33 protein-coding genes are annotated in these 23,370 nt (G+C 54.1%); 4 read left to right on the forward strand and 29 right to left on the reverse strand.

Annotated elements, in window-relative coordinates; all coding sequences use genetic code 11:
• Window positions 1–73: 73 nt before the first annotated feature.
• Genes rpsQ through rpsJ form a run of 11 tightly spaced genes read right to left on the reverse strand, consistent with a single transcriptional unit; the run spans window position 74 to window position 5,030 of the window.
• A complete protein-coding gene (rpsQ, locus tag G7090_RS21390) occupies window positions 74–328 on the reverse strand; it encodes a 30S ribosomal protein S17 (protein ID WP_008503489.1) in 255 nt (84 codons plus the stop codon).
• Window positions 328–519 carry a 50S ribosomal protein L29 gene (gene rpmC / locus G7090_RS21395; RefSeq protein ID WP_032614707.1) on the reverse strand — a complete coding sequence of 64 codons (192 nt, stop codon included), beginning with the start codon at window positions 517–519 and terminating at the stop codon, window positions 328–330. The genes rpsQ and rpmC overlap by 1 nt, the downstream gene beginning before the upstream one ends.
• Entirely contained in the window at window positions 519–929 is a 411-nt protein-coding gene (gene rplP / locus G7090_RS21400; protein WP_002919759.1) for a 50S ribosomal protein L16, read from the reverse strand. The genes rpmC and rplP overlap by 1 nt, the downstream gene beginning before the upstream one ends.
• Before the next feature lie 12 nt (window positions 930–941).
• Entirely contained in the window at window positions 942–1,643 is a 702-nt protein-coding gene (gene rpsC / locus G7090_RS21405; protein WP_000529945.1) for a 30S ribosomal protein S3, read from the reverse strand.
• 17 nt (window positions 1,644–1,660) lie between these two features.
• Window positions 1,661–1,993, reverse strand: a complete 333-nt coding sequence (gene rplV / locus G7090_RS21410) for a 50S ribosomal protein L22 (RefSeq protein WP_002919773.1) — start codon at window positions 1,991–1,993, stop codon at window positions 1,661–1,663.
• Window positions 1,994–2,007: 14 nt separating this feature from the next.
• Window positions 2,008–2,286 (reverse strand): 30S ribosomal protein S19, encoded by a 279-nt coding sequence (rpsS, locus tag G7090_RS21415; RefSeq protein WP_001138115.1) that lies wholly within the window; start codon window positions 2,284–2,286, stop codon window positions 2,008–2,010.
• 16 nt (window positions 2,287–2,302) lie between these two features.
• Window positions 2,303–3,124, reverse strand: a complete 822-nt coding sequence (gene rplB / locus G7090_RS21420; RefSeq protein ID WP_000301869.1) for a 50S ribosomal protein L2 — start codon at window positions 3,122–3,124, stop codon at window positions 2,303–2,305.
• A gap of 17 nt (window positions 3,125–3,141) precedes the next feature.
• On the reverse strand, window positions 3,142–3,444 hold the full coding sequence (gene rplW / locus G7090_RS21425) for a 50S ribosomal protein L23 (protein WP_004868363.1): 303 nt from the start codon (window positions 3,442–3,444) through the stop codon (window positions 3,142–3,144).
• Window positions 3,441–4,046, reverse strand: a complete 606-nt coding sequence (rplD, locus tag G7090_RS21430) for a 50S ribosomal protein L4 (protein WP_106996077.1) — start codon at window positions 4,044–4,046, stop codon at window positions 3,441–3,443. Before rplD ends, rplW begins: the two co-directional genes overlap by 4 nt.
• Before the next feature lie 10 nt (window positions 4,047–4,056).
• Window positions 4,057–4,686 (reverse strand): 50S ribosomal protein L3, encoded by a 630-nt coding sequence (gene rplC, locus G7090_RS21435; protein WP_016538466.1) that lies wholly within the window; start codon window positions 4,684–4,686, stop codon window positions 4,057–4,059.
• A 32-nt stretch (window positions 4,687–4,718) separates the two neighbouring features.
• Window positions 4,719–5,030: a 30S ribosomal protein S10 gene (gene rpsJ / locus G7090_RS21440; protein WP_001181005.1), complete on the reverse strand. Its 312-nt coding sequence runs from the start codon at window positions 5,028–5,030 to the stop codon at window positions 4,719–4,721.
• 386 nt (window positions 5,031–5,416) lie between these two features.
• Between rpsJ and G7090_RS21445 the strand changes: the two genes are divergently transcribed.
• The gene (locus G7090_RS21445; protein WP_166184328.1) at window positions 5,417–5,890 is read left to right on the forward strand and encodes an A24 family peptidase; all 474 of its coding nucleotides are present in this window, start codon (window positions 5,417–5,419) and stop codon (window positions 5,888–5,890) included.
• On the opposite strand, the gene bfr is transcribed toward G7090_RS21445, so the two are convergent.
• The 11 genes from bfr to fkpA all read right to left on the reverse strand — a co-directional run bounded on the left by bfr (window position 5,874) and on the right by fkpA (window position 14,067).
• Window positions 5,874–6,350, reverse strand: a complete 477-nt coding sequence (gene bfr / locus G7090_RS21450; RefSeq protein ID WP_106996079.1) for a bacterioferritin — start codon at window positions 6,348–6,350, stop codon at window positions 5,874–5,876. The genes G7090_RS21445 and bfr overlap by 17 nt on opposite strands.
• Before the next feature lie 70 nt (window positions 6,351–6,420).
• On the reverse strand, window positions 6,421–6,615 hold the full coding sequence (gene bfd, locus G7090_RS21455) for a bacterioferritin-associated ferredoxin (protein ID WP_003863268.1): 195 nt from the start codon (window positions 6,613–6,615) through the stop codon (window positions 6,421–6,423).
• A 177-nt stretch (window positions 6,616–6,792) separates the two neighbouring features.
• Window positions 6,793–7,977 carry an elongation factor Tu gene (gene tuf / locus G7090_RS21460; protein WP_166184330.1) on the reverse strand — a complete coding sequence of 395 codons (1,185 nt, stop codon included), beginning with the start codon at window positions 7,975–7,977 and terminating at the stop codon, window positions 6,793–6,795.
• 67 nt (window positions 7,978–8,044) lie between these two features.
• The gene (gene fusA / locus G7090_RS21465) at window positions 8,045–10,159 is read right to left on the reverse strand and encodes an elongation factor G (protein WP_106995161.1); all 2,115 of its coding nucleotides are present in this window, start codon (window positions 10,157–10,159) and stop codon (window positions 8,045–8,047) included.
• 96 nt (window positions 10,160–10,255) lie between these two features.
• Entirely contained in the window at window positions 10,256–10,726 is a 471-nt protein-coding gene (gene rpsG, locus G7090_RS21470; protein WP_106995162.1) for a 30S ribosomal protein S7, read from the reverse strand.
• 96 nt (window positions 10,727–10,822) lie between these two features.
• The gene (gene rpsL, locus G7090_RS21475; RefSeq protein WP_003023654.1) at window positions 10,823–11,197 is read right to left on the reverse strand and encodes a 30S ribosomal protein S12; all 375 of its coding nucleotides are present in this window, start codon (window positions 11,195–11,197) and stop codon (window positions 10,823–10,825) included.
• Window positions 11,198–11,321: 124 nt separating this feature from the next.
• Window positions 11,322–11,609 carry a sulfurtransferase complex subunit TusB gene (tusB, locus tag G7090_RS21480; protein WP_166184332.1) on the reverse strand — a complete coding sequence of 96 codons (288 nt, stop codon included), beginning with the start codon at window positions 11,607–11,609 and terminating at the stop codon, window positions 11,322–11,324.
• A 7-nt stretch (window positions 11,610–11,616) separates the two neighbouring features.
• Window positions 11,617–11,976, reverse strand: coding sequence for a sulfurtransferase complex subunit TusC (gene tusC, locus G7090_RS21485; RefSeq protein ID WP_166184334.1), 360 nt, complete (start codon window positions 11,974–11,976; stop codon window positions 11,617–11,619).
• Window positions 11,976–12,362, reverse strand: a complete 387-nt coding sequence (gene tusD / locus G7090_RS21490; RefSeq protein ID WP_106995165.1) for a sulfurtransferase complex subunit TusD — start codon at window positions 12,360–12,362, stop codon at window positions 11,976–11,978. Before tusD ends, tusC begins: the two co-directional genes overlap by 1 nt.
• Complete coding sequence (locus G7090_RS21495; protein WP_106995166.1) at window positions 12,362–13,084, reverse strand: transcriptional regulator; 723 nt, start codon at window positions 13,082–13,084, stop codon at window positions 12,362–12,364. The genes tusD and G7090_RS21495 overlap by 1 nt, the downstream gene beginning before the upstream one ends.
• Before the next feature lie 164 nt (window positions 13,085–13,248).
• A complete protein-coding gene (fkpA, locus tag G7090_RS21500; RefSeq protein WP_166184337.1) occupies window positions 13,249–14,067 on the reverse strand; it encodes an FKBP-type peptidyl-prolyl cis-trans isomerase in 819 nt (272 codons plus the stop codon).
• 236 nt (window positions 14,068–14,303) lie between these two features.
• Here fkpA and G7090_RS21505 point away from each other — a divergent pair, with 236 nt between their 5' ends.
• Window positions 14,304–14,522 (forward strand): protein SlyX, encoded by a 219-nt coding sequence (locus tag G7090_RS21505; protein WP_106995168.1) that lies wholly within the window; start codon window positions 14,304–14,306, stop codon window positions 14,520–14,522.
• Window positions 14,523–14,574: 52 nt separating this feature from the next.
• Here the strand turns inward: G7090_RS21505 and slyD are convergent, their stop codons facing one another.
• The 4 genes from slyD to kefG form a co-directional block, all read right to left on the reverse strand.
• The gene (slyD, locus tag G7090_RS21510) at window positions 14,575–15,165 is read right to left on the reverse strand and encodes a peptidylprolyl isomerase (protein WP_106995169.1); all 591 of its coding nucleotides are present in this window, start codon (window positions 15,163–15,165) and stop codon (window positions 14,575–14,577) included.
• A gap of 94 nt (window positions 15,166–15,259) precedes the next feature.
• Window positions 15,260–15,460 (reverse strand): YheV family putative zinc ribbon protein, encoded by a 201-nt coding sequence (locus G7090_RS21515; RefSeq protein WP_166185502.1) that lies wholly within the window; start codon window positions 15,458–15,460, stop codon window positions 15,260–15,262.
• A gap of 11 nt (window positions 15,461–15,471) precedes the next feature.
• Window positions 15,472–17,277: a glutathione-regulated potassium-efflux system protein KefB gene (kefB, locus tag G7090_RS21520; protein WP_166184340.1), complete on the reverse strand. Its 1,806-nt coding sequence runs from the start codon at window positions 17,275–17,277 to the stop codon at window positions 15,472–15,474.
• Window positions 17,277–17,831 carry a glutathione-regulated potassium-efflux system ancillary protein KefG gene (kefG, locus tag G7090_RS21525; RefSeq protein ID WP_166184342.1) on the reverse strand — a complete coding sequence of 185 codons (555 nt, stop codon included), beginning with the start codon at window positions 17,829–17,831 and terminating at the stop codon, window positions 17,277–17,279. Before kefG ends, kefB begins: the two co-directional genes overlap by 1 nt.
• Before the next feature lie 121 nt (window positions 17,832–17,952).
• On the opposite strand from kefG, the gene G7090_RS21530 reads away from it, so the two are divergent.
• Together G7090_RS21530 and G7090_RS21535 are read left to right on the forward strand one after the other, a co-directional pair.
• Window positions 17,953–19,857 (forward strand): ABC transporter ATP-binding protein, encoded by a 1,905-nt coding sequence (locus tag G7090_RS21530; protein WP_166184344.1) that lies wholly within the window; start codon window positions 17,953–17,955, stop codon window positions 19,855–19,857.
• Window positions 19,858–19,872: 15 nt separating this feature from the next.
• Entirely contained in the window at window positions 19,873–20,811 is a 939-nt protein-coding gene (locus G7090_RS21535; RefSeq protein ID WP_166184346.1) for a LysR family transcriptional regulator, read from the forward strand.
• Here the strand turns inward: G7090_RS21535 and mdcH are convergent.
• Genes mdcH through G7090_RS21550 form a run of 3 tightly spaced genes read right to left on the reverse strand, consistent with a single transcriptional unit; the run spans window position 20,801 to window position 23,279 of the window.
• The gene (mdcH, locus tag G7090_RS21540; RefSeq protein WP_166184348.1) at window positions 20,801–21,700 is read right to left on the reverse strand and encodes a malonate decarboxylase subunit epsilon; all 900 of its coding nucleotides are present in this window, start codon (window positions 21,698–21,700) and stop codon (window positions 20,801–20,803) included. The two genes, G7090_RS21535 and mdcH, sit on opposite strands and share 11 nt — an antisense overlap.
• Window positions 21,697–22,317 (reverse strand): malonate decarboxylase holo-ACP synthase, encoded by a 621-nt coding sequence (locus tag G7090_RS21545; protein ID WP_166184350.1) that lies wholly within the window; start codon window positions 22,315–22,317, stop codon window positions 21,697–21,699. Before G7090_RS21545 ends, mdcH begins: the two co-directional genes overlap by 4 nt.
• A 2-nt stretch (window positions 22,318–22,319) precedes the next feature.
• Window positions 22,320–23,279 carry an AEC family transporter gene (locus G7090_RS21550; protein ID WP_106995176.1) on the reverse strand — a complete coding sequence of 320 codons (960 nt, stop codon included), beginning with the start codon at window positions 23,277–23,279 and terminating at the stop codon, window positions 22,320–22,322.
• Between the last annotated feature and the right edge of the window lie 91 nt (window positions 23,280–23,370).

Genomic DNA, 23,370 nt, shown 5'->3' on the forward strand with positions numbered 1-23,370 from the left:
CTTCTACAATATGGGTAGAAAAAATAAACGGCTCATTGCTGAGCCGTTTATTCGTATCGAGAAGGCTACTCTATTACAGAACCGCTTTCTCTACAACGCGAACCAGCGTCCAGGACTTAGTCTTGGACAGTGGACGGCATTCACGGATTTCAACCTTGTCGCCGATACCACATTCGTTGTTCTCGTCATGTACGTGCAGTTTGGTCGTACGCTTGATGAATTTACCGTAGATCGGGTGTTTCACAATACGTTCGATAGCTACAACGATGGATTTCTCCATTTTGTCGCTAACAACACGACCTTGCAGAGTACGGATTTTATCGGTCATTACGCACCCGCCTTCTGAGTCAGTAAAGTCTTAACGCGTGCAACATCACGACGCACTTGCTTCAGCAGGTGAGTCTGTTGCAGCTGGCCACTTGCAGCCTGCATACGCAGGTTGAACTGCTCACGCAGCAGGTTCAGCAGCTCAGCGTTCAGCTCTTCTACGCTTTTTTCACGCAGCTCATTTGCTTTCATTACATCACCGTCTTAGTTACAAAGGTGGTTTTGATAGGCAGTTTCGCTGCTGCCAGGCCGAAGGCTTCACGGGCCAGCTCTTCCGGAACGCCGTCCATTTCATATAGGACTTTGCCCGGTTGGATCAAGGCAACCCAGTACTCCACGTTACCTTTACCTTTACCCATACGAACTTCCAGCGGCTTCTCGGTAATTGGTTTGTCCGGGAATACACGGATCCAAATTTTACCTTGACGCTTAACTGCACGGGTCATAGCACGACGTGCTGCTTCGATCTGACGTGCAGTCAGACGACCACGGCCAACAGCTTTCAGACCGAAAGTGCCGAAGCTAACATCCGTACCCTGCGCCAGACCACGGTTGCGGCCTTTGTGCACTTTACGGAATTTTGTACGCTTTGGTTGTAACATCAGCGACGCTCCTTATTTACGGCCTTTACGCTGCTGCTTTTTAGGTTGCGCAGCCGGTTTTTCCGGTTGTTCAACAGCAGCCATACCACCCAGGATCTCACCTTTGAAGATCCATACCTTAACGCCGATTACACCGTAAGTGGTGTGCGCTTCAGAGGTGTTGTAGTCGATGTCAGCACGCAGAGTGTGCAGCGGTACGCGACCTTCGCGGTACCATTCGGTACGTGCGATTTCCGCGCCGCCCAGACGGCCGCTAACTTCAACTTTGATACCTTTAGCGCCCAGACGCATTGCGTTCTGTACAGCACGCTTCATAGCACGACGGAACATAACGCGACGTTCCAGCTGTGAAGTGATGCTGTCAGCAACCAATTTAGCGTCCAGTTCAGGCTTACGAACTTCAGCGATATTGATCTGTGCAGGAACGCCAGCGATATCCGCTACGACCTTGCGCAGTTTTTCTACGTCTTCGCCTTTCTTACCGATTACGATGCCAGGACGAGCAGTGTGAATGGTCACACGGATGCTCTTAGCTGGACGCTCGATAACGATACGAGATACAGACGCTTTAGCCAGTTCCTTAGTCAGGTACTGACGTACTTTAAAATCGCTGTCCAGGTTGTCAGCGAATTCTTTGGTGTTCGCAAACCAGGTTGAATTCCATGGTTTTACAATACCCAGGCGAATACCATTAGGATGTACTTTCTGACCCATTGCTAGTCTCCAGAGTCTCAGCGATCGGACACAACCACAGTAATGTGGCTGGTGCGCTTCAGGATGCGATCTGCACGACCTTTCGCACGCGGCATAATGCGCTTCATGCTTGGGCCTTCGTCTACGAAGATTTTCGCGACTTTCAGATCGTCAATGTCAGCGCCATCGTTGTGTTCAGCGTTAGCAATGGCAGATTCCAGTACCTTCTTAACCAATACCGCAGCTTTCTTGTTGGTATAGGTCAGGATGTCCAGGGCCTGCGACACTTTCTTACCGCGAATCAGGTCAGCAACAAGGCGAACCTTCTGAGCAGAAGAACGAGCATGGCGATGTTGAGCTAAAGTTTCCATCTCTTCCTCCTACCTTATTTCTTCTTCGCTTTTTTATCAGCAGCGTGGCCGCGATAAGTACGAGTCGGTGCGAATTCACCCAGTTTGTGACCGACCATTTCGTCGGAAACAAAGACTGGAACGTGCTGACGACCATTATGGACAGCGATGGTCAAACCGATCATGTTAGGAAAGATCGTTGAACGACGGGACCAAGTGCGCAGGGGCTTCTTGTCTCCGCTTTCCACCGCTTTCTCTACCTTCTTCAGCAAGTGCAGGTCAATAAAAGGACCTTTCTTGAGAGAACGTGGCATGGCTTATCCTCTAATATTATTTGCTACGGCGACGTACGATAAATTTATCAGTACGCTTGTTGCTGCGGGTCTTCTTACCTTTGGTCTGAACGCCCCACGGAGTTACCGGGTGCTTACCAAAGTTACGACCTTCACCACCACCATGTGGGTGGTCGACTGGGTTCATCGCAGTACCGCGAACGGTAGGACGAACACCACGCCAGCGTGCAGCACCTGCTTTACCCAGAACGCGCAGCATATGCTCAGCATTGCCAACTTCGCCCAGAGTAGCGCGGCAGTCTGCTTCGACTTTACGCATTTCACCAGAACGCAGACGCAGGGTGACATAAGCACCATCGCGCGCAACGATCTGAACGTAAGTACCAGCGGAACGTGCCAGCTGACCGCCTTTACCTGGTTTCATTTCTACGTTATGAACGGTAGAACCAACCGGGATATTGCGCATCGGCAGGGTGTTACCTGCTTTGATTGCAGCATCAACGCCAGACTGAATCTGGTCGCCAGCTTTCAGGCCTTTAGGGGCCAGAATGTAACGGCGCTCGCCATCTTTGTACAGAACCAGCGCGATGTTCGCGGAACGGTTCGGATCGTACTCAAGACGCTCAACAACAGCTGGGATACCGTCTTTGTTGCGTTTAAAGTCAACAATACGGTAAGCCTGCTTGTGACCACCACCGATGTGACGAGTGGTGATGCGGCCATTGTTGTTACGACCACCGGATTTGCTGTTTTTTTCAACCAGCGGAGCAAAAGGTTTGCCCTTGTGCAGCTCTGGGTTGACCACTTTAACGACGTGGCGACGACCCGGAGATGTCGGTTTACATTTAACAACTGCCATTGTATTACTCCTCCGACTTACTCAGCGCCGCCAACGAAGTCCAGGTTCTGGCCTTCTTTCAGGGTGACGTAAGCTTTTTTCCAGTCGCTACGACGACCGATACGCTGTCCGTGACGTTTAACTTTCCCTTTAACTACCAGGGTGTTAACGACTTCGACTTCGACTTCAAACAGTTTCTGCACAGCAGCTTTGATTTCTGCTTTGGTCGCGTCTTTAGCAACTTTGAGAACGATGGTGTTAGTTTTTTCCATCGCAGCAGACGCTTTTTCAGAAACGTGCGGTGCACGAAGCACCTTCAGCAGACGTTCTTCACGAATCATGCCAGCATCTCCTCAACTTGCTTAACAGCATCAGCAGTCATTACGACTTTGTCGAAGGCGATCAGGCTAACCGGGTCGATACCAGTCGCATCGCGTACGTCAACCTTGTGCAGGTTACGTGCGGCCAGGAACAGGTTCTCGTCCAGCTCACCGGTGATGATCAGCACATCTTCCAGAGCCATGTCTTTCAGTTTCTGTGCCAGCAGCTTAGTTTTAGGCGCTTCTACAGAGAAAGATTCGACAACGATCAGACGATCCTGACGTACCAGTTCGGACAGGATGCTTTTCAGCGCGCCGCGGTACATCTTTTTGTTAACTTTTTGACTGTGGTCCTGCGGGCGAGCAGCGAAGGTCACGCCACCAGAACGCCAGATCGGGCTCTTAACAGAACCTGAACGCGCACGGCCGGTACCTTTCTGGCGCCACGGCTTTTTGCCGGAACCAGTTACTTCAGCACGAGTCTTCTGAGCACGAGTACCCTGACGAGCACCAGCTGCATAAGCAACAACAACCTGGTGAACCAGCGCTTCGTTGAAATCACGACCGAAGGTAGTTTCGGAAACAGTCAGCGCGCTCTGCGCGTCTTTCAATACTAATTCCATTGCTATCCCCTTACGCCTTCACAGCTGGTTTAACGATCAGGTCGCTACCGGTTGCACCCGGAACAGCACCTTTAACCAGCAGCAGGTTGCGCTCAGCGTCAACACGTACTACGTCCAGGCTCTGAACGGTCACACGTTCGTTACCCAGCTGACCTGCCATTTTCTTGCCTTTGAACACTTTGCCCGGAGTCTGGTTCTGACCGATAGAACCCGGTACGCGGTGGGACAAGGAGTTACCGTGCGTGGCATCCTGAGTACGGAAGTTCCAGCGCTTAACGGTACCAGCAAAACCTTTACCTTTAGAGGTACCGGTTACGTCAACTTTTTTAACTTCTGCAAACAGCTCAACGCTAATGTCCTGACCTACGGTGAACTCTTCGCCTTCAGCAAGACGGAATTCCCACAGACCACGGCCAGCTTCAACGCCAGCTTTAGCGAAGTGACCCGCTTCCGGTTTGGTTACACGGTTAGCTTTTTTAGCACCAGTGGTAACCTGAACGGCACGGTAGCCATCGTTAGCCAGGTCTTTAACCTGAGTAACGCGGTTTGCTTCAACTTCGATTACGGTTACTGGGATAGATACGCCATCTTCAGTGAAGATGCGGGTCATGCCCACTTTTTTACCGACTAAACCAATCATTGTATCAACCTCTCAATCGCTCGATGACCTGATTAACCCAGGCTGATCTGCACGTCTACACCGGCAGCCAGATCCAGACGCATCAGAGCATCAACGGTTTTCTCGGTTGGCTCAACGATGTCAACCAGACGCTTGTGAGTGCGGATTTCGTACTGATCACGCGCGTCTTTGTTAACGTGCGGAGAGATCAGAACGGTAAAGCGCTCTTTGCGGGTCGGCAGCGGGATCGGACCACGGACTTGCGCACCAGTGCGCTTAGCAGTCTCGACGATTTCCGCGGTTGATTGATCGATCAGACGATGATCAAACGCTTTAAGACGGATACGGATTCTTTGGTTCTGCATGAGACCAGAGCTCCAATTATTTTATAAACGAAAATGATTACTACTCAAACCCATTACGATTGATGGGAGAGTGTAACCGTTCTTACGTAGCTCCCCAATTGGGAGCATTGTTAGGCAACGAAAACAGTATTGCCTGGGTTCAGATTGAACCAGCTGTCAATTACGACAAGCCCGCGCATTATACGTAAATCTGAGCAGGACGCAAGCCCCGTTTAGGAAATAGACGGGACAGGTCAGTTTTGCATGGCGGCTCGTAAAAACGATGTAACGTTGCGACGGTAAGACGTTAGTCGGGAAGGCTTCACGCAGGGTTGAGTTTTGCTGTTTGTTTAACCCCAGGAATTGAGTGGAGTATGGCCGTACAGATTTCATAGAGGCCATTAACGATGCTCACTACCCTCCCCTTCCTTGTTGTCTATCTGGGTTTAACCTGCTTATTAGTTCGTGAGGATATCCGCTCACATCTGCTTCCGGACAGATACCTGTGTCCACTACTCTGGGCAGGTTTGCTCTATCACCTCTGTCTTCAACCCGACTTTCTGGCCAGCGCGGTCTTAGGTGCAATAACGGGTTACGCCGGCTTTGCGATTATTTATTGGGCTTACAAACTGATACGTAAACGTGAGGGGCTGGGATACGGCGACGTGAAATATCTGGGGGCGCTGGGCGCATGGCATGGCTGGTGTGTGCTTCCTGCTCTGGCCTTATCGGCAGCTTTGCTGGCGATTCTCTATCTATTGATACGCTCCCTGTTTAAACCCGAAGAACAGATATTAAAAAACCCACTGCCCTTTGGACCTTTCATGGCGGCAGCAGGTTTAATTATGGGTGGGCCAAGCCTGATCAGCTTTCCACTTTAATCTGCGACTGGAGATAATTCTGCAGACCGATTTTACCGATTAGATCCAGCTCCGTTTCCAGCCAGTCGATATGTCCTTCTTCATCAGCCAGGATCTGAATCATCATATCGCGGCTGACGTAATCGTGAACGCTGTCTGCGTAAGCGATAGCTTCACGCAGATCTTTTGCGCCTTCGAGTTCCAGCGTCAGATCGGATCGCAGCATCTCTTCGACATCTTCACCGATACCCAGCTTGCCGAGATCCTGCAGGTTGGGGATCCCCTCAAGGAACAAAATACGCTCGATGTACTTATCGGCGTGTTTCATTTCATCAATGGATTCATGGTATTCGACGTCGTTGAGGCGAGTCAGACCCCAGTTCTTGAACATTCTCGCGTGGAGAAAGTATTGATTGATTGCGACAAGCTCATTTCCCAATAATTTATTGAGATAACTTATGATTTTAATATCACCTTTCATTATAGTCCCTCCGCTTCCACTTATTGAAGCGTAGATGGGGCTACAGGGATGTCAAAAAAAAGAATGAGCCTCAGGCAATCTCTTTGAATTCCGGGATCTGCATCAATTCGTCCTGCATGATCTCACGGGCAGCGCGAACGCACTTACCGCATTGATTTCCCACCGGAACAAACTTACGCAGCTGCTGAAAAGATTGTGGTTGAAACTGGCGAACGGCCTGACGGATTTTTTTATCACTCACACCATTACATAAACAAACGTACATAACCACTCCCGTTCAAAATATGCGCAAAGTGTAAGTGAGAATAATTATGATTACAATAGCACAAGCACTAAGAGGCGGGGCGGGAGCCAACAAAAAATGCGAAAATTTGTGACAGGGAGAAATGTAAGACAACAAAAAAGGACGCCGAAGCGTCCTTTTTAATTCAGGGATAATTAATTAGCCCAGAACTTTAGCAACAACACCCGCGCCAACGGTACGGCCGCCTTCGCGGATTGCGAAGCGCAGACCATCGTCCATTGCGATTGGGTGGATCAGGGTAACAACCATCTTGATGTTGTCGCCTGGCATTACCATCTCAACGCCTTCTGGCAGTTCGATGGTACCGGTCACGTCAGTAGTACGGAAGTAGAACTGTGGACGGTAGCCTTTGAAGAACGGAGTATGACGGCCGCCTTCGTCTTTGGACAGGATGTACACTTCAGATTCGAACTTGGTGTGTGGCTTGATAGAGCCTGGCTTAGCCAGAACCTGGCCACGCTGGATCTCTTCACGCTTGATACCACGCAGCAGAACGCCGCAGTTCTCGCCTGCACGACCTTCGTCCAGCAGTTTGCGGAACATTTCAACGCCGGTACAGGTTGATTTCGCAGTATCTTTGATACCAACGATTTCAACTTCTTCACCCACTTTGATGATGCCGCGCTCTACACGACCGGTAACAACAGTACCACGGCCGGAGATAGAGAATACGTCTTCGATAGGCAGCAGGAACGGCTTGTCAATCGCACGCTCTGGCTCTGGGATGTAAGAATCCAGGTAGCCAGCCAGTTCAACGATTTTCTCTTCCCACTCTGCTTCGCCTTCCAGCGCTTTCAGTGCAGAACCACGAACGATTGGGGTATCGTCGCCCGGGAAGTCGTACTGGGACAGAAGTTCACGAACTTCCATCTCAACCAGTTCCAGCAGCTCTTCGTCATCAACCATGTCGCATTTGTTCAGGAACACGATGATGAAAGGAACGCCTACCTGACGACCCAGCAGGATGTGCTCACGGGTCTGAGGCATAGGGCCGTCAGTCGCAGCAACAACCAGGATCGCGCCGTCCATCTGCGCAGCACCGGTGATCATGTTTTTAACATAGTCGGCGTGGCCCGGGCAGTCTACGTGTGCGTAGTGGCGAGTCGGGGTGTCATATTCAACGTGGGAAGTGTTGATGGTGATACCACGAGCTTTTTCTTCTGGTGCGTTATCGATCTGGTCGAATGCACGAGCAGAACCACCGTAGGTTTTAGCCAGAACGGTAGTGATTGCAGCGGTCAGGGTAGTTTTACCGTGGTCAACGTGGCCGATAGTACCAACGTTGACGTGCGGTTTTGTACGTTCAAATTTTTCTTTAGACACGGCTATATTCCTTACTAAAGTGCCCCCTCACCGAAGGGGCACGGGACTTAGATTTTAACCCTACGGCTTATTTACCACGGGCTTCAATTACGGCCTGAGCAACGTTGTTCGGCGCATCATCATACTTCAGGAACTCCATGGAGTAAGAAGCACGACCTTTGGTCAGAGAACGCAGCTGAGTTGCATATCCGAACATTTCAGACAGCGGAACTTCAGCATGAATCTGAACACCAGTAGCGTTAGATTCCTGACCTTTCAGCTGACCACGACGACGGCTAAGGTCACCGATAACGTCACCGGTATTCTCTTCCGGAGTCTCTACTTCAACCTTCATGATCGGCTCAAGCAGAACTGGTTTCGCTTTCTTAAAGCCTTCTTTAAAGGCGATAGAAGCGGCCAGTTTAAACGCCAGTTCAGAGGAGTCAACGTCATGGTAAGAACCGAAGTGCAGACGAACACCCATGTCTACAACCGGGTAACCAGCCAGTGGACCAGACTTCAGCTGCTCCTGGATGCCTTTATCAACGGCAGGGATGTATTCACCAGGAATTACACCACCTTTGATGTCGTTGATGAACTCGTAACCTTTAGGGTTAGAGCCCGGCTCCAGTGGGTACATGTCGATCACAACGTGACCATACTGACCACGACCACCAGACTGCTTAGCGTGTTTACCTTCAACATCGGTAACTTTCTGACGAATCGCTTCACGGTAAGCAACCTGAGGTTTACCTACGTTAGCTTCAACGTTGAATTCACGCTTCATACGGTCAACGATGATGTCGAGGTGCAGTTCACCCATACCAGCGATGATGGTCTGGTTAGATTCTTCATCAGTCCATACGCGGAATGATGGGTCTTCTTTAGCCAGACGGCCCAGAGCCAGACCCATTTTTTCCTGGTCAGCTTTGGTTTTCGGTTCTACTGCGATGGAGATTACCGGTTCCGGGAATTCCATACGCTCAAGAATGATCACGTTATCCGGATCACAGATGGTGTCACCTGTAGTCACGTCTTTCAGGCCGATTGCCGCAGCAATGTCGCCCGCGCGAACTTCTTTGATCTCTTCACGCTTGTTAGCATGCATCTGAACGATACGGCCAAAACGCTCACGAGCTGATTTAACCGGGTTGTATACGGTATCACCAGAGTTAACCACGCCAGAGTACACGCGGAAGAACGTCAGGTTACCTACAAACGGGTCGGTAGCGATTTTGAATGCCAGTGCAGCAAACGGCTCGTCATCACTAGCATGACGCTCGGATGGGGTATCTTTACCGTCATCCAGCATACCGTTGATTGCAGGTACGTCAGTCGGAGCTGGCAGGTAATCAATTACCGCATCCAGCATCGCCTGAACACCTTTGTTCTTGAACGCAGAACCACAGGTTACCAGGATGATTTCGTTGTTCAGAACGCGCTGACGCAGAGCTGTTTTGATCTCTTCTTCAGTCAGTTCTTCACCACCCAGGTATTTCTCCATCAGGTCTTCTGAAGCTTCTGCAGCGGACTCGATCAGGTTCTGGTGCCATTCGTCAGCCAGGTCCTGCATGTCAGCCGGGATATCTTCATATTCGAAGGTAACGCCCTGATCAGCATCGTTCCAGTTGATGGCTTTCATTTTCACCAGGTCGATAACGCCGGTGAAGCCTTCTTCAGCACCAATTGCCAGCTGCAGCGGAACAGGGTTCGCGCCCAGACGGGATTTGATCTGACCAACAACTTTCAGGAAGTTTGCACCCATGCGGTCCATTTTGTTAACGAACGCAATGCGTGGAACTTTGTATTTGTTTGCCTGACGCCATACGGTTTCAGACTGTGGCTGAACACCACCAACTGCGCAGTAAACCATTACCGCACCATCAAGAACACGCATGGAACGTTCTACTTCGATAGTGAAGTCAACGTGCCCCGGGGTGTCGATGATGTTTACGCGATGCGGTTCATACTGCTTAGCCATACCAGACCAGAATGCAGTAGTCGCTGCGGAGGTAATGGTAATACCACGCTCCTGCTCCTGCTCCATCCAGTCCATGGTAGCGGCGCCGTCATGAACTTCACCGATTTTATGGTTTACACCGGTGTAGAACAGAATACGTTCGGTGGTAGTGGTTTTACCGGCGTCGATGTGCGCACTGATACCAATGTTACGGTAGCGTGCGATGGGTGTTGTACGAGCCATTTGATTCCTCGTTTATCTTTTTAGGCGTTCAGTTAAGTAACCCAAAGCGGGCTGCTTCGCTGAAGCGCCCGCCTGGTGACTATGACTCCGAAGGGATTACCAACGGTAGTGTGCGAACGCCTTGTTGGCTTCTGCCATACGGTGAACGTCTTCACGTTTCTTAACTGCAGTACCTTTGTTGTCTGCAGCATCAGAAAGTTCGTTCGCCAGACGCAGAGCCATGGATTTATCACCGCGTTTACGAGCAGCTTCAACGATCCAACGCATTGCCAGAGCATTACGACGGACCGGACGAACTTCAACTGGAACCTGATAAGTAGAACCACCTACGCGGCGGGACTTAACTTCAACAGTCGGGCGAACGTTGTCGAGAGCGACTTCGAAAGCTTCCAGTGAGGTTTTACCAGAGCGCTGAGCCAGGGTCTCAAGCGCGCTGTATACGATTGCTTCTGCAGTAGATTTTTTACCATCTACCATCAGGATGTTTACAAATTTTGCCAGCAGTTCTGATCCGAATTTCGGATCTGGAAGAATTTTACGCTGACCAATGACGCGACGACGTGGCATGGGAATACTCCGTTGTTAATTCAGGATTGTCCAAAACTCTAAGAGTTTAGTGTGACATTAAGATAAATCAGTTTGGCCTTACTTAACGGAGAACCATTAAGCCTTAGGACGTTTCACGCCGTACTTAGAGCGAGATTGCTTACGGTCTTTAACGCCGGAGCAGTCAAGCGCACCACGAACGGTGTGGTAACGAACACCCGGAAGGTCTTTTACACGACCGCCACGGATCAGGATCACGGAGTGTTCCTGCAGGTTGTGACCTTCACCACCGATGTAGGAAGTCACTTCAAAACCGTTAGTCAAACGCACACGGCATACTTTACGCAGTGCGGAGTTTGGTTTTTTAGGGGTAGTGGTATACACACGAGTACATACACCACGTTTCTGCGGGCATGCTTCCAGCGCAGGCACGTTGCTTTTTGCAACTTTGCGAGCGCGTGGTTTGCGTACCAGCTGGTTAACTGTTGCCATTAAATAGCTCCTGGTTTTAGCTTTTGCTTCGTAAACACGTAATAAAACGACCTCATACAATATGAGGACGCGAAATTTTAGGGCTACGTCGAAAAGGTGTCAAGAAATATACAGCGATCTCACATCACCAGTTCATTTGACCGGCGTGCTGGACGGCCAGATTAACGAAATCAGTATAGCTAACCACGTCAATCTTGGTTGAAATTTGACCAGTAAGACCGCGAGCATCGATATCATCTTTAAGCGCAGAGACTGAGATGGGGGCATTACTGAGAATATCAACAAAGCGGTTGCCTTCTACCGCCGCCAGAACGCCATCCTGGATCAGCAGCAGGGCATCACCTTCCCGCACCATTCTCATCAGGCTATCGATGTCGCAGTGCCAGGGGGAGCGGCTCAAAGTATGGAGCATGACGGCCTCAGAATGTCAGGATGGTATCGAAGTGGGAGAGATGTTCACGCAGCATCTCCGGCACCACCACCGTAGCGTCGAGAACAAAGGGGGAGCTTTCACTCAGACCGCGCGCCTGCAGGGAGGCGGCACAGACGTAGAACGTCTCGATGTCATACAGCGGCAGGACCTTAAAGGTCGCGATGTAGTCGCGCGCCAGCACGGCCTGCGGTTGCTGGCCGGCCAGCAGCTGAAACACGCCGTCGCCGATAAAGAATACGCCGATCTCTTCCGTCAGCGCGGAGGTCGCCAGTAACGCATCCAGCCCTTCCCTTCCGGCGGCACTGCCATGCGGAGCAGAGGCAAAGACAAAAGCAACGCGGTTCATCAGAATTGCACCATTCTGTCGCAGGTTAATGCGGCTTGAGCCAGCGCCCCAAGGCCACTGAGTGAAAAGCCGTCATTAAGATTGGCGGCTGACAGGCCCAGACGCTGCGCTTCATTTGCATCGCTCACGCCGCGACGGAGCGCTGCCGCTACACAAATATGCAGCTCAACCCCGTGCTGCTGGTTCAGGGATTGCCATGCGCGCACCAGGTCAAACTCATCGGAAGCGGGGGACGTCAGCTGGTTGGCGTTATAAATGCCTTCACGATAAAAAAAGATACTGACCAGTTCGTGTCCGGCGCCCAGCAGCGCGCGCGCAAACTGCAACGCACTGCTGGCTTGCTGCGTACCGTACGCCGGGCCTGTCACCATTAATGCAAAACGCATTACTTCTCGTGCCCCAGGAAGTCGCCGCTTTTGAACTGACGGATGTAGAGATACACCGTGTGCTTAGAGATATTGAGACGATCGGCCACCTGGTTAATCGCATCTTTGATATCAAAAATGCCTTTCTCGTAGAGGTTAAGCACGATCTGACGATTCTTGGCGTTGTTAGACACATTGCGATCGGCATTCACTTCTTCGATGGTGAACTCCAGCGTCTGGGTGACGAGGTCTTCTACCGAGGAGGCAAAGTTAACAGCGGATCCGACATCCGGCGTTTCTGGTGGAATAAAGGTGTTCATGATCTGGGAGAACGGCACATCGAGGTTCATGTTGATGCACAGCAAACCAATTACCCGATGATCGCGGTTGCGGATGGCAATCGTCACGGACTTCATCAGGACACCGCTCTTGGCGCGGGTGAAATAACATTTCGAGACGCTGCTGTCCGCACCGGTCATGTCGTGCAGCATACGCAGTGCAAGGTCGGTGATTGGCGAGCCAATTTTACGGCCAGTATGCTCACCATTGGCAATGCGGATGGCAGAACATTTCAGATCTTGCAGGGAGTGCAATACGATTTCGCAGTGGGACCCAATGAGCATCGCTAACCCGTCCACTACCGCTTCGTAGGATTTCAGAATATCGAAATCGGTCTGATCGAAAGGACGTTGATCCAGCAGATCAAGTTCGCTGGTTTCGTTGGTTAAAAGCGACCTGGTCATGAAAAAAACACTCCTTTTCAGGAGCCTGTCGGTAGGTTTTCAGGGCAGGCTCATTATTTACACGGGCAACTAAATTAATACAGCGTAGGTAGCGCTTCCAGTGTTAATTATATCTGCACCATAATAAAAAAACCGCCGCTTCAGGAGCGGCGGTTGTTACCGATTTACTTCTTGGTGGCTTCAGCTGGCGCTTCTGGCTTCGCGTCCGGCTTAGCATCCGCCTTCAGTGCTGGTTTGATATCCAGCAGCTCTACGTCGAATACCAGGGTGGAGTTAGCCGGGATACCCGGGACGCCAGTTTTGCCGTAGGCCAGATCCGGTGGGATGACCAGCTTGATTTTACCGCCTTTCTTGATGTTCTTCAGGCCTTCAGTCCAGCCAGGGATAACACCATCCAGACGGAAGGAGAGCGGCTCACCACGGGTGTAAGAGTTATCGAACTCTTTACCGTCGGTCAGGGTACCTTTGTAGTTTACCACTACGGTATCGCTGTCTTTCGGTGCGTCGCCGGTACCTTCTTTCTCTATTTTATAGACCAGGCCAGTTGGAGAGGTTTTTGCGCCCTTCTCTTTAGCGAAAGCTTCACGGTAGGTTTTGCCTTTCGTTTCGTTTTCAGTCGCGTCTTTCTCCATCTTCTCCTGCGCTGCGCCTTTCACGCGCGCTTCGAAAGCCTGCAGAGTTTGCTCGATTTCCTGGTCTGACAGTTTACTCTTATCAGCAAATGCATCCTGAACACCGGCGATCAGCTGAGCCTGATCCAGCTTGATGCCCAGTTTTTCTTGCTCTTTCAGAGAGTTTTCCATGTAACGGCCCAGAGATGCGCCCAGCGCGTAGGCTGACTTCTGGTCGTCATTTTTGAACGCCGCATTGCTGTCAGCAGTCGCAGCAGGCTTTGCTGCAGTATCGGCAGCGAAAGTCAGCGGCGCATGCAGAGCGACGGCCATCGTGGTCGCCAGCAGCGTTACTTTAAACAGTGATTTCATCCATTTCTCCAGGGCCGGGGACTCTCACCCCGTATTAAGCGTAATTGAGAAGCGTACTATAAAACGTTGAGGAACAAATCTACAGGTAGACACCCCTGATTCGCACCACATTTCAGACTATTTTTGTTTAAATTAGTTTCGCAGCAATGGGATGTTTACTGCGCGCGAAGATAATCTCGGGTAAAATTCGCCGCCGCCAGCCCCGGACGGGGCAACAGAGACCAACGAGGTGAATCATGCAGGATACAGATATGGAAGCACGACTGGCTGAACTCGAAAGCCGCCTGGCTTTTCAGGAGATCACCATCGATGAGTTGAATCAGACCGTAACGGCCCACGAGCTTGAAATGGCCAAGCTGCGGGATCTGCTGCGTCTGTTAACCGAAAAAGTGAAAGCGTCGCAGTCATCACACATTGCGTCGCAGTCGGAAGAGACGCCACCGCCCCATTATTGAGACGTAAAAAAAGCGGGATATTCCCGCTTTTTTGAGCTTTAAGCCGTGAAGCTTAGTGGCAACCGCAACCGCCATTACCGCAACCACCTTTACCGTGGTCGTGACCATGGTCGTGATCGTGGCCGTGACCGCCGCAGCAACCGTCGTGACCGTGATCGTGGTCGTGGTCATGACCGTTCGCACCGTGAACGTGGCCGTGAGCCAGCTCTTCTTCAGTGGCTTCGCGGATAGCTACCACTTCAACGTTGAACTTAAGGTTCTGGCCAGCCAGCATGTGGTTGCCATCAACCACAACGTGGTCATCTTCAACTTCAGTGATTTCTACTGGAACCGGACCCTGGTCAGTTTCAGCCAGGAAACGCATGCCAACCTGCAGTTCGTCAACGCCCATGAACACGTCTTTAGGAACGCGCTGCACCAGGTTGTCATCGTACTGACCGTAAGCGTCGTTTGCGCCTACAGCAACGTCAAATTTATCGCCAACTTCATGACCGTCCAGCGCGTTTTCCAGACCGGAAATCAGGGAACCGTGACCGTGCAGGTAGTCCAGCGGCGCACTCACCGGAGACTCATCAACCAACACACCGTCTTCTGTACGTACCTGATAGGCCAGGCTGACCACCAGGTCTTTTGCTACTTTCATGATATCTCCTGAGCGTGGGAAAATTGCTGGCGCAGATTGTAACGGAAATCTGCACCCGTGTACCCTTTAGCTTAAAAAAACTCAGGGCATATCGCTAGTCCGGATGAAAAATCCCGATCACTTGCTCTTCTTTGCGAACATGCTCGCGAGCCTCTTTATCCGCTTCACGCATCTGGTGTCCGCACTTAACACACTCAACAATATCGATATTGTTCTCTCGCCACATCGCCAGCGTGTCCTGAACCTGGCAGGCCGGGCATTTCGCACCGGCGATAAAGCGTTTACGAATCGCCATCATCTACCTCTTTATTCAAATTCATCCCAGCCATCCAGCTGCCGACGCTCCTGCTGCATCTCGCGCTGGAAGATCTCTTCCAGCTCGCGGCGCGCCTCCCGCACCCGGGAAATTTGCACCGTGTCGGTGTGCACCGGCATTAACTCGCGCAGCATCATCATATCCAGACGGCGAAAGTGTAACTGCGCGCGCTGGGCCTGATGCGGATGCATTCCCAGCGTCACTAAGGTTTTGCGCCCCAGTTCCAGCGCACTGGAGAAGGTCTCACGGGTAAATTGCTTCACCCCGGCCTGGAGCAGTTCATGGGCCTCTACACGCCCGCGCGCTCGCGCCAGGATATGCAGATGCGGAAAATGCTGCTGGCAGATCTGCACCAGCTTCATGGTGTCTTCCGGATCATTACAGGTGATGACGATCGACTCCGCCGCTTCTGCCCCGGCGGAACGTAACAGTTCCACCTGGGTGGCATCACCGTAATACACTTTGTAGCCATATTTTCGCATCAGGTTCACCGCGCTGATATCGCGCTCCAGGACGGTGACACGCTTTTTGTTCGCCATCAGCAGGCGGCCAATCACCTGACCAAAGCGCCCGAAGCCCACCACGATCACCTGCGGTTTGTCATCATCCACCCAGGGTGCTTCATGCTCATCGTCAGCAGCATTAATGCGGCGTGACAGACGTTTATCAATCAGCTTCATCAGCAGCGGCGTGGTCATCATCGACAGCGTGACGGTGACCAGCAGCAGGGCCATCTGGTCATGCTGGAACAATCTCTGGGACGATGCTGTGGAGAAGAGCACAAAAGCGAACTCTCCCCCCTGGCTCAGCACCCCGGCAAGCTGCGCGCGTTCCGGGTGACGCAGACCGTACACCCGCGCCAGCCCATACAGCACCAGCATTTTGACGGTCACCAGCACCGCAACGCCGAGCAGCACGACCAGGATATGGGTATACAGCACGCCAAGATTCAGGGCCATGCCGACCGAGATAAAGAACAGCCCTAACAGCAACCCTTTAAACGGATCGATGGCAATCTCCAGCTCGTGCCGGTACTCACTCTCTGCCAGCAGCACGCCGGCAATAAAAGTTCCCAGCGCCATCGACAGCCCCAGCGCATCCATAAACAGAGCCGAGCCCAACACCAGCAGCAGCGTGGCGGCGGTAAACACCTCCCGCACTCCGGACGCCGCAATAAAGCGGAACACCGGACGCAGCAGATAGCGCCCACCTACCAGCATGCCGGCAAAGGCCAGCACCTTCATGCCGATTTTCATCCAGTCGAAATGCTCGTCGCCCGAACCCGCCAGCAGCGGCACCAGGGCCAGGGCCGGGATCACCGCCAGATCCTGGAACAGCAGCACGGAGAAACCCAGCTGTCCCGTTTCATTACGGTTCATGCCTTTGTCGCGCATTAGCTGTAACGCCATCGCGGTGGAGGACATCGCCAACCCAATCCCGCCGACCACCGCCGCCTGCCATGAGAAATGGCCCAGCATCAGCAGGCCGCCGAGGATCACTGCGCTAAACAGCACCTGCGCGGCGCCCACGCCGAAGATGGATCGCCGTAGCTGCCAGAGCTTCGCCGGATTCAGCTCGAGGCCGATAATAAACATCAGGAAGACGACGCCCAGCTCCGAGAAGTGCAGGATTTCGTCCACATCGCTGATAAATCCCAGCCCCCACGGACCAATGGCGATACCCGCCAGCAGATAGCCAAGCACCGCGCCGATACCCAGACGCGAAGCCAGCGGCACCGCCACCACGGCCGCGAGCAGAAACAGCACCCCCGCCAGCAACAGATCGGAACCTTCCATCAGCGACCTCCCGTCAGATTAGGCGCAGCCAGCCAGTCGCCGTAGGCTTTGGCATGGCTGGCCAGTTCACTCTGCTGCTGCCGACGCGCCCAGTAGACCACGATCGGACTCAGCCAGTGCATGTGGCACATGGCCGCCGTCAGCTCGAACGGGCGTAAAATATCGTTCATCGAATAGCGGTTAAGCCCGTCGTGACGATAGGCACTCTCCGGCTCGCCGGTGGTAATGACGTTCCGCCAGTACTTTCCCGCCAGCTGGTTTCCTCCCGGGCCACTGGCAAAACCGCGGCTCAGCACGCGATCCAGCCACTCTTTCAGCAGCGCCGGGCAGCTGTAGGTGTAAAGCGGATGCTGGAACACGATGACGTCATGCTGGCGCAGCAGCTCTTGCTCATAAGGGATGTCGATAAAAAAATCGGGGTAGTGCGCGTAGAGATCGTGCACCGTCACATTACTGAGCCGTAATGCCGGCTGGAGCAAAACCCGGTTGGCGACCGAGTCCTGCGACTCCGGATGGGCATACAGCAGCAGCACTTTTGCTGTCTGGGACATCATTCCTCTCCCGGGTCGTCATCACTGTTATTTTGGGCTACCATGGCACACCCACGCGGCGCGTGGCGGCACATTTAACCTGATTATAATGACAACTTAACATAGTCGGAACACACGGCGCTCTATGATTGTTTTCTCCTCATTACAAATTCGTCGCGGCGTACGCGTCCTGCTGGACAACGCTACAGCCACCATTAACCCGGGCCAGAAAGTGGGCCTGGTGGGCAAAAACGGCTGCGGTAAATCCACGTTACTGGCATTGCTGAAAAACGAGATCAGCGCGGACGGCGGTAACTTTACCTATCCGGGCAACTGGCAGCTGGCCTGGGTAAACCAGGAGACGCCCGCCCTGAGCATACCGGCGATGGACTATGTGATTGACGGCGACCGGGAGTACCGCAAGCTGGAAGCCGAACTGCACGCCGCCAACGAACGCAACGACGGTCACGCGATTGCCACCGTCCACGGCAAACTCGATGCCATCGACGCCTGGACCATCCGCTCTCGCGCCTCCACGCTTCTGCACGGTCTGGGTTTCAGCAATGAACAGCTGGAACGCCCGGTCAGCGACTTCTCCGGTGGCTGGCGTATGCGTCTCAACCTGGCCCAGGCGCTGATCTGCCGCTCTGACCTGCTGCTGCTCGATGAACCGACTAACCACCTCGATCTGGATGCCGTCATCTGGCTGGAGAAGTGGCTGAAGAGCTATCAGGGCACGCTGATCCTGATCTCCCACGACCGTGACTTCCTCGATCCGGTGGTGGACAAAATTATTCATATCGAACAGGAATCGATGTTCGAATACACCGGCAACTACAGCTCGTTTGAGCGTCAGCGCGCGGTGCGTCTCTCCCAGCAGCAGGCGATGTACGAAAGCCAGCAGCAGCGGGTGGCGCATCTGCAAAGCTTTGTCGATCGCTTCAAGGCCAAGGCCTCCAAAGCCAAACAGGCCCAGAGCCGCATCAAGATGCTGGAACGGATGGAGATGATTGCCCCGGCGCACGTCGACAACCCGTTCCACTTCAGCTTCCGGGCACCGGAAAGCCTGCCCAACCCGTTGCTGAAAATGGAAAAGGTCAGCGCCGGTTATGGCGACCGCATCATTCTCGATTCCATCAAGCTCAACCTTGTTCCGGGTTCCCGTATCGGTCTGCTCGGGCGCAACGGCGCCGGTAAATCGACCCTGATTAAGCTGCTGGCGGGCGAGCTGGCTCCGGTCCGCGGCGATATCGGTCTGGCGAAGGGCATTAAGCTGGGTTACTTCGCCCAGCATCAGCTGGAATTTTTACGTGCGGATGAATCCCCGCTACAGCACCTGGCGCGTCTGGCCCCCCAGGAGATGGAGCAGAAGCTGCGGGATTACCTGGGCGGCTTCGGCTTCCAGGGTGATAAAGTCACTGAAAACACCGAGCGCTTCTCCGGCGGCGAAAAAGCACGTCTGGTGCTGGCGCTTATCGTCTGGCAGCGCCCGAATCTGCTCCTGCTCGATGAACCGACTAACCACCTGGATCTGGACATGCGCCAGGCCCTGACCGAAGCCTTGATCGAGTTTGAAGGCGCGCTGGTGGTGGTCTCGCACGACCGTCACCTGCTGCGCTCCACCACCGACGATCTCTATCTGGTCCATGACAGCAAAGTGGAACCTTTCGATGGCGATCTGGAAGATTATCAGCAGTGGCTGAGCGACGTGCAGAAGCAGGAGAGCCAGCCTGCCGAAGGCGCCAAAGATAACGCCAACAGCGCCCAGGCACGTAAAGATCAGAAGCGTCGCGACGCGGAGCTGCGCACCCAAACCCAGCCGCTGCGCAAAGAGATCACCCGTCTGGAAAAAGAGATGGAGAAGCTCAACGCGCAGCTGGCTACCGTGGAAGAAAAACTGGGTGACAGCGGACTGTATGACCAGACGCGTAAAGCCGAGCTGACCGAATGCCTGCAGGTGCAGGCCACGACCAAATCCAGCCTTGAAGAGTGCGAGATGGCCTGGCTGGATGCGCAGGAACAGCTCGAAGGGATGCTTCAGAGCGATTAACCCGGTGGAGGAGCGATGATACCTGACCTGACCAGCGAGATTACCTTTCGCAAACTGAGCATCTTCATGACATTTATGGAGACGGGCAATATCGCCCGGGCCGCTGAGGTGCTGAACCTCAGCGGGGTCAGCGTCCATCGCGCCCTGCACACGCTGGAAGAGAACGTCCGCTGCCCGCTGTTCACCCACAAAGGCCGGAATCTGATTGCCCTGCCCGCCGCCTGGACGCTGCTGGAGTACTGCCAGGAGGTGATGCAGGTCATGGAGCGCGGGCTGGAAGAGGCGCGTAAAACGGCCGGTGTCGGCCAGGGCCGTCTGCGGGTGGGGACGCTCTACTCCCTGACGCTCGAGACGGTGCCGCAGTTGATTATGGGCATGAAGCTACGCCGCCCTGATCTGGAGATGGATCTCACCATGGGATCCAACGAGACCCTGCTGCATATGCTGGAAGAAGGCTTGCTGGATGCGATTCTGATCTCCATTTCTGAAAGCGAAATCGACCGCAACAACCTCGAAGTGCTGCCTCTGTTCCACGACGATATCTGTCTTGCCGCCCCCGCCTCGGCGCAGCTCAATACCGACGCGCTGGCGGATTTACGTGACTACAAAGACCAGAAGTTTGTCGCCCTTGCGGAAGGTTTCGCCACCTACGCCGGTTTTCAGGAGGCGTTTCATATCGCCGGATTTGAGCCGGAGATCGTTACCCGGGTTAATGATATTTTCTCGATGCTGAGTCTGGTGCAGGCGGGTGTCGGCTTTACGCTGATGCCGGGCAGGATGAAAAAAGTGTATGAAAACTCGGTGCAGCTGTTAAAGCTGGCCGAGCCGTATCAAATGCAGCAGCTGATCGCCATCGTCTTTGCCCGCAACCGCGAGCAGGACCCGAGCCTGCGGGCGCTGGCGGCAGAAGGCCGCATGTACGCCCGCCGCCTTGAGCAGAACGCTACGCCTTAAGACGCCGGGCGAGATGCACCGCGACATCAATGCCGCTGCGTTCCAGAGAGACAGACTCCCCTTCCCAGGCCGCCTGACGTGTCAGGCAGGTCAGCACTCCGCCGGGAGGCATCTCGATCGCCAGCCGCGCTTCACGCTCGTTCGCGGCAATCACCGCCTCCTGCCAGCGCACCGTCCGGGCCATGTTCATGGCCAGATCGTCGGCAATTTTCTCTGGCTGCCAGAGTACGCGCCCGGTGCTGCCGCTCAGATATGCACAGCGGGGACGAGAGAGCGTAACCCGGCTGAACGCCTCTACCAGTTTTTGCGCCGGTTCCGCCAGCAGTTCGCAGTGCGACGGGACGCTGACCGTCAGGCGGCGGGCTTTATTGGCCCCTTTCGCCAGCGCGCGCGTCGCCACTTCTGCCATGCCGTCATCGGCACCAGCGATCACAATCTGTGTCTCGGCATTCAGGTTGGCGATATAGGTGCCGGTGCCTTCCATCAGGGTTTCTACCTGGGGAAGCGTTAACCCCATAATCGCCGTCAGGCCGTAGCCCTGAGGATAAGCCTGCTCCATCAGATCGCCACGCAGGGCCACCAGTTTCAGGGCATCAGCAAAATCGAGCGCCCCGGAGATGACCGCCGCAGGATAGGCGCCGATTGAGAGGCCGCTGACGATATCCGCCACGACGCCGCGACGCGCCAGTTCACGCCCCCAGGCGACACCCGCGATCAGCAGCGCGAGCTGTACCGCGCGGGTGTGTTGCAGCGCCGCTGTGGAGTCCAGCGCGTCCACCTCACTGGCGCCCAGCACGTCACGCGCCTGAGCCAGCTCGGTTCCCGGCAAGTTTTGCAGCATACCGGGATGCTGCGTCCCCTGCCCCGGAAAGGTAAACAGGATCTTCATTGTTCCTCCCATGCCCAGGGGTTGGCCGTCAGGCGTGGCCCCTGGTCGGTTTTCAGCAACGTTTTTCCATCACGTAGCCATTCGTTGAGCGCAAAGCCGCCCAGCGGCGTCTCGACCTGGGTATCGGCCCGGCAGAGCGCGCCTTCAAGCTGGGTCTGCCAGCTGAGTAACATCTCGCGCGAAAGCGGCTGCGGGGCGCGGATCAGCAGATCGAGATCGCTGTCGGCGTGGATCACCGCAATGCCGGTCGCCAGCGCATAGCCGGTGCTGCCGGTAATGCCCCAGGTCCAGGGCCAGGGTGTGCGGGAAAGTTGTGCAGCCACCTGAACCGGTGGCTGAGTGATAAAGGGCGAGCGCAGCAGATTTGCTTCTGCGCTCAGCTGTTCGGGGGAGATGACACGAACAATCTGGTCCGGGTTAACCCAGCCCGCCGCGCGCTGATCGCGCTTCAGGCCACGAACGCCCACCGGAATACGTCCGTTACCATCAACATCACGCCGCACCACCACCGGCAGGCCGGTGTGCCAGGCGCCATCTACCCAGGCGTCGGCAATCCCTTCCAGCGCGTCACGCGCATTAAGCCAGATAAGGTCGTGGGGGCGTAATGTTGTGGTCATGATTACATTCCTGAAGTCAGCGAGATAAACAGCGGCAGAGACAGGATACACAGGACGGAGCTTAACAGCAGCACGGCTTCTGCATCCGGTGACTGCACGCCAAAGCGGTTACCGAACACCACACCGAAGAAGCCGGCGGACAGGGCAATCATCAGGATCGCGGTGATCGCCACCGAACCGTGGAGGCCAAACACCAGCACAATGCCCCAGGCAATCGCCGGCTGAATCAGAAGCTTGGTGATGGTTGCGCTAATCACCATGGTGTTGATCTGCAGCTTACGGGCCGACAGGATCACGCCGGTCAGGAACAGTGCCGCCGCGGTGGCCGACAGGCCCAGAGGCTTGATGGACGCCAGGACCAGGTCCGGCATTTTGATGCCAATCGCGGACAGAATCACACCCAGCAGTGGCCCCATCACAATCGGTTTCTTGATTGAGCGCCACATCAGAACCGGCAGCATCGCCAGCGTAGAACCACTGTTTGTGCCTTCCGCACGGGCTTTCTCACGCTCAAGAATCAGCAGACAGAACGGCGTCATCAGAACAGAACCACAGGCAATGGAGACCGCCACCGAGAGCGAGGTCGCCGGGCTTTCACCCAACACGCTGCCCAGAATCGGCAGGCCCAGCGCCGCGTAGTTCGGCAGTGCCACGGTCAGGGTCAGCACCGCGGCATCCTGCGGGGATTTTTTGAAGACTTTAGTGGCGAGGAAGTAGATGGCCGCATAGGTGATCCACATCGCCAGGGTCAGGACGAGGATCAGCGGCGACTGAGCAATGATACCTGCCCAGGGCGTTTGCACCGTGGCGCTGAACAGCGCGGCGGGCAATGCAAAATCCATCACGAAGATATTAAGCAGAGAGACATTTTTGTTATCCACCATTTTGGCTTTACCGGCCCAGAAGCCGAGCAGCATGATGACAAAAATGGGTGCAAGGGCATGAACAATCACATAAGTCATAAATCACCTGTAAAAAAAGAAGTTTAAGCACTGACGCGATGGTTATTATTTTCAGGATGCAGGTTCCCGCGTGGGCGCAACGGGTGCGCCC

Origin of the sequence: Leclercia sp. 29361 (assembly GCF_011290365.1) — a bacterium.
Classification (GTDB): Bacteria; Pseudomonadota; Gammaproteobacteria; order Enterobacterales; family Enterobacteriaceae; genus Enterobacter; species Enterobacter tamurae.

What these genes read in the sequence shown, in the direction of transcription:
- rpsQ (WP_008503489.1), bottom strand. Translation starts at nt 328, where the DNA reads ATGACCGATAAAATCCGTACTCTGCAAGGTCGTGTTGTTAGCGACAAA.
- rpmC (WP_032614707.1), bottom strand. Translation starts at nt 519, where the DNA reads ATGAAAGCAAATGAGCTGCGTGAAAAAAGCGTAGAAGAGCTGAACGCT.
- rplP (WP_002919759.1), bottom strand. Translation starts at nt 929, where the DNA reads ATGTTACAACCAAAGCGTACAAAATTCCGTAAAGTGCACAAAGGCCGC.
- rpsC (WP_000529945.1), bottom strand. Translation starts at nt 1,643, where the DNA reads ATGGGTCAGAAAGTACATCCTAATGGTATTCGCCTGGGTATTGTAAAA.
- rplV (WP_002919773.1), bottom strand. Translation starts at nt 1,993, where the DNA reads ATGGAAACTTTAGCTCAACATCGCCATGCTCGTTCTTCTGCTCAGAAG.
- rpsS (WP_001138115.1), bottom strand. Translation starts at nt 2,286, where the DNA reads ATGCCACGTTCTCTCAAGAAAGGTCCTTTTATTGACCTGCACTTGCTG.
- rplB (WP_000301869.1), bottom strand. Translation starts at nt 3,124, where the DNA reads ATGGCAGTTGTTAAATGTAAACCGACATCTCCGGGTCGTCGCCACGTC.
- rplW (WP_004868363.1), bottom strand. Translation starts at nt 3,444, where the DNA reads ATGATTCGTGAAGAACGTCTGCTGAAGGTGCTTCGTGCACCGCACGTT.
- rplD (WP_106996077.1), bottom strand. Translation starts at nt 4,046, where the DNA reads ATGGAATTAGTATTGAAAGACGCGCAGAGCGCGCTGACTGTTTCCGAA.
- rplC (WP_016538466.1), bottom strand. Translation starts at nt 4,686, where the DNA reads ATGATTGGTTTAGTCGGTAAAAAAGTGGGCATGACCCGCATCTTCACT.
- rpsJ (WP_001181005.1), bottom strand. Translation starts at nt 5,030, where the DNA reads ATGCAGAACCAAAGAATCCGTATCCGTCTTAAAGCGTTTGATCATCGT.
- G7090_RS21445 (WP_166184328.1), top strand. Translation starts at nt 5,417, where the DNA reads ATGCTCACTACCCTCCCCTTCCTTGTTGTCTATCTGGGTTTAACCTGC.
- bfr (WP_106996079.1), bottom strand. Translation starts at nt 6,350, where the DNA reads ATGAAAGGTGATATTAAAATCATAAGTTATCTCAATAAATTATTGGGA.
- bfd (WP_003863268.1), bottom strand. Translation starts at nt 6,615, where the DNA reads ATGTACGTTTGTTTATGTAATGGTGTGAGTGATAAAAAAATCCGTCAG.
- fusA (WP_106995161.1), bottom strand. Translation starts at nt 10,159, where the DNA reads ATGGCTCGTACAACACCCATCGCACGCTACCGTAACATTGGTATCAGT.
- rpsG (WP_106995162.1), bottom strand. Translation starts at nt 10,726, where the DNA reads ATGCCACGTCGTCGCGTCATTGGTCAGCGTAAAATTCTTCCAGATCCG.
- rpsL (WP_003023654.1), bottom strand. Translation starts at nt 11,197, where the DNA reads ATGGCAACAGTTAACCAGCTGGTACGCAAACCACGCGCTCGCAAAGTT.
- tusB (WP_166184332.1), bottom strand. Translation starts at nt 11,609, where the DNA reads ATGCTCCATACTTTGAGCCGCTCCCCCTGGCACTGCGACATCGATAGC.
- tusC (WP_166184334.1), bottom strand. Translation starts at nt 11,976, where the DNA reads ATGAACCGCGTTGCTTTTGTCTTTGCCTCTGCTCCGCATGGCAGTGCC.
- tusD (WP_106995165.1), bottom strand. Translation starts at nt 12,362, where the DNA reads ATGCGTTTTGCATTAATGGTGACAGGCCCGGCGTACGGTACGCAGCAA.
- G7090_RS21495 (WP_106995166.1), bottom strand. Translation starts at nt 13,084, where the DNA reads ATGACCAGGTCGCTTTTAACCAACGAAACCAGCGAACTTGATCTGCTG.
- fkpA (WP_166184337.1), bottom strand. Translation starts at nt 14,067, where the DNA reads ATGAAATCACTGTTTAAAGTAACGCTGCTGGCGACCACGATGGCCGTC.
- G7090_RS21505 (WP_106995168.1), top strand. Translation starts at nt 14,304, where the DNA reads ATGCAGGATACAGATATGGAAGCACGACTGGCTGAACTCGAAAGCCGC.
- slyD (WP_106995169.1), bottom strand. Translation starts at nt 15,165, where the DNA reads ATGAAAGTAGCAAAAGACCTGGTGGTCAGCCTGGCCTATCAGGTACGT.
- G7090_RS21515 (WP_166185502.1), bottom strand. Translation starts at nt 15,460, where the DNA reads ATGGCGATTCGTAAACGCTTTATCGCCGGTGCGAAATGCCCGGCCTGC.
- kefB (WP_166184340.1), bottom strand. Translation starts at nt 17,277, where the DNA reads ATGGAAGGTTCCGATCTGTTGCTGGCGGGGGTGCTGTTTCTGCTCGCG.
- kefG (WP_166184342.1), bottom strand. Translation starts at nt 17,831, where the DNA reads ATGATGTCCCAGACAGCAAAAGTGCTGCTGCTGTATGCCCATCCGGAG.
- G7090_RS21530 (WP_166184344.1), top strand. Translation starts at nt 17,953, where the DNA reads ATGATTGTTTTCTCCTCATTACAAATTCGTCGCGGCGTACGCGTCCTG.
- G7090_RS21535 (WP_166184346.1), top strand. Translation starts at nt 19,873, where the DNA reads ATGATACCTGACCTGACCAGCGAGATTACCTTTCGCAAACTGAGCATC.
- mdcH (WP_166184348.1), bottom strand. Translation starts at nt 21,700, where the DNA reads ATGAAGATCCTGTTTACCTTTCCGGGGCAGGGGACGCAGCATCCCGGT.
- G7090_RS21545 (WP_166184350.1), bottom strand. Translation starts at nt 22,317, where the DNA reads ATGACCACAACATTACGCCCCCACGACCTTATCTGGCTTAATGCGCGT.
- G7090_RS21550 (WP_106995176.1), bottom strand. Translation starts at nt 23,279, where the DNA reads ATGACTTATGTGATTGTTCATGCCCTTGCACCCATTTTTGTCATCATG.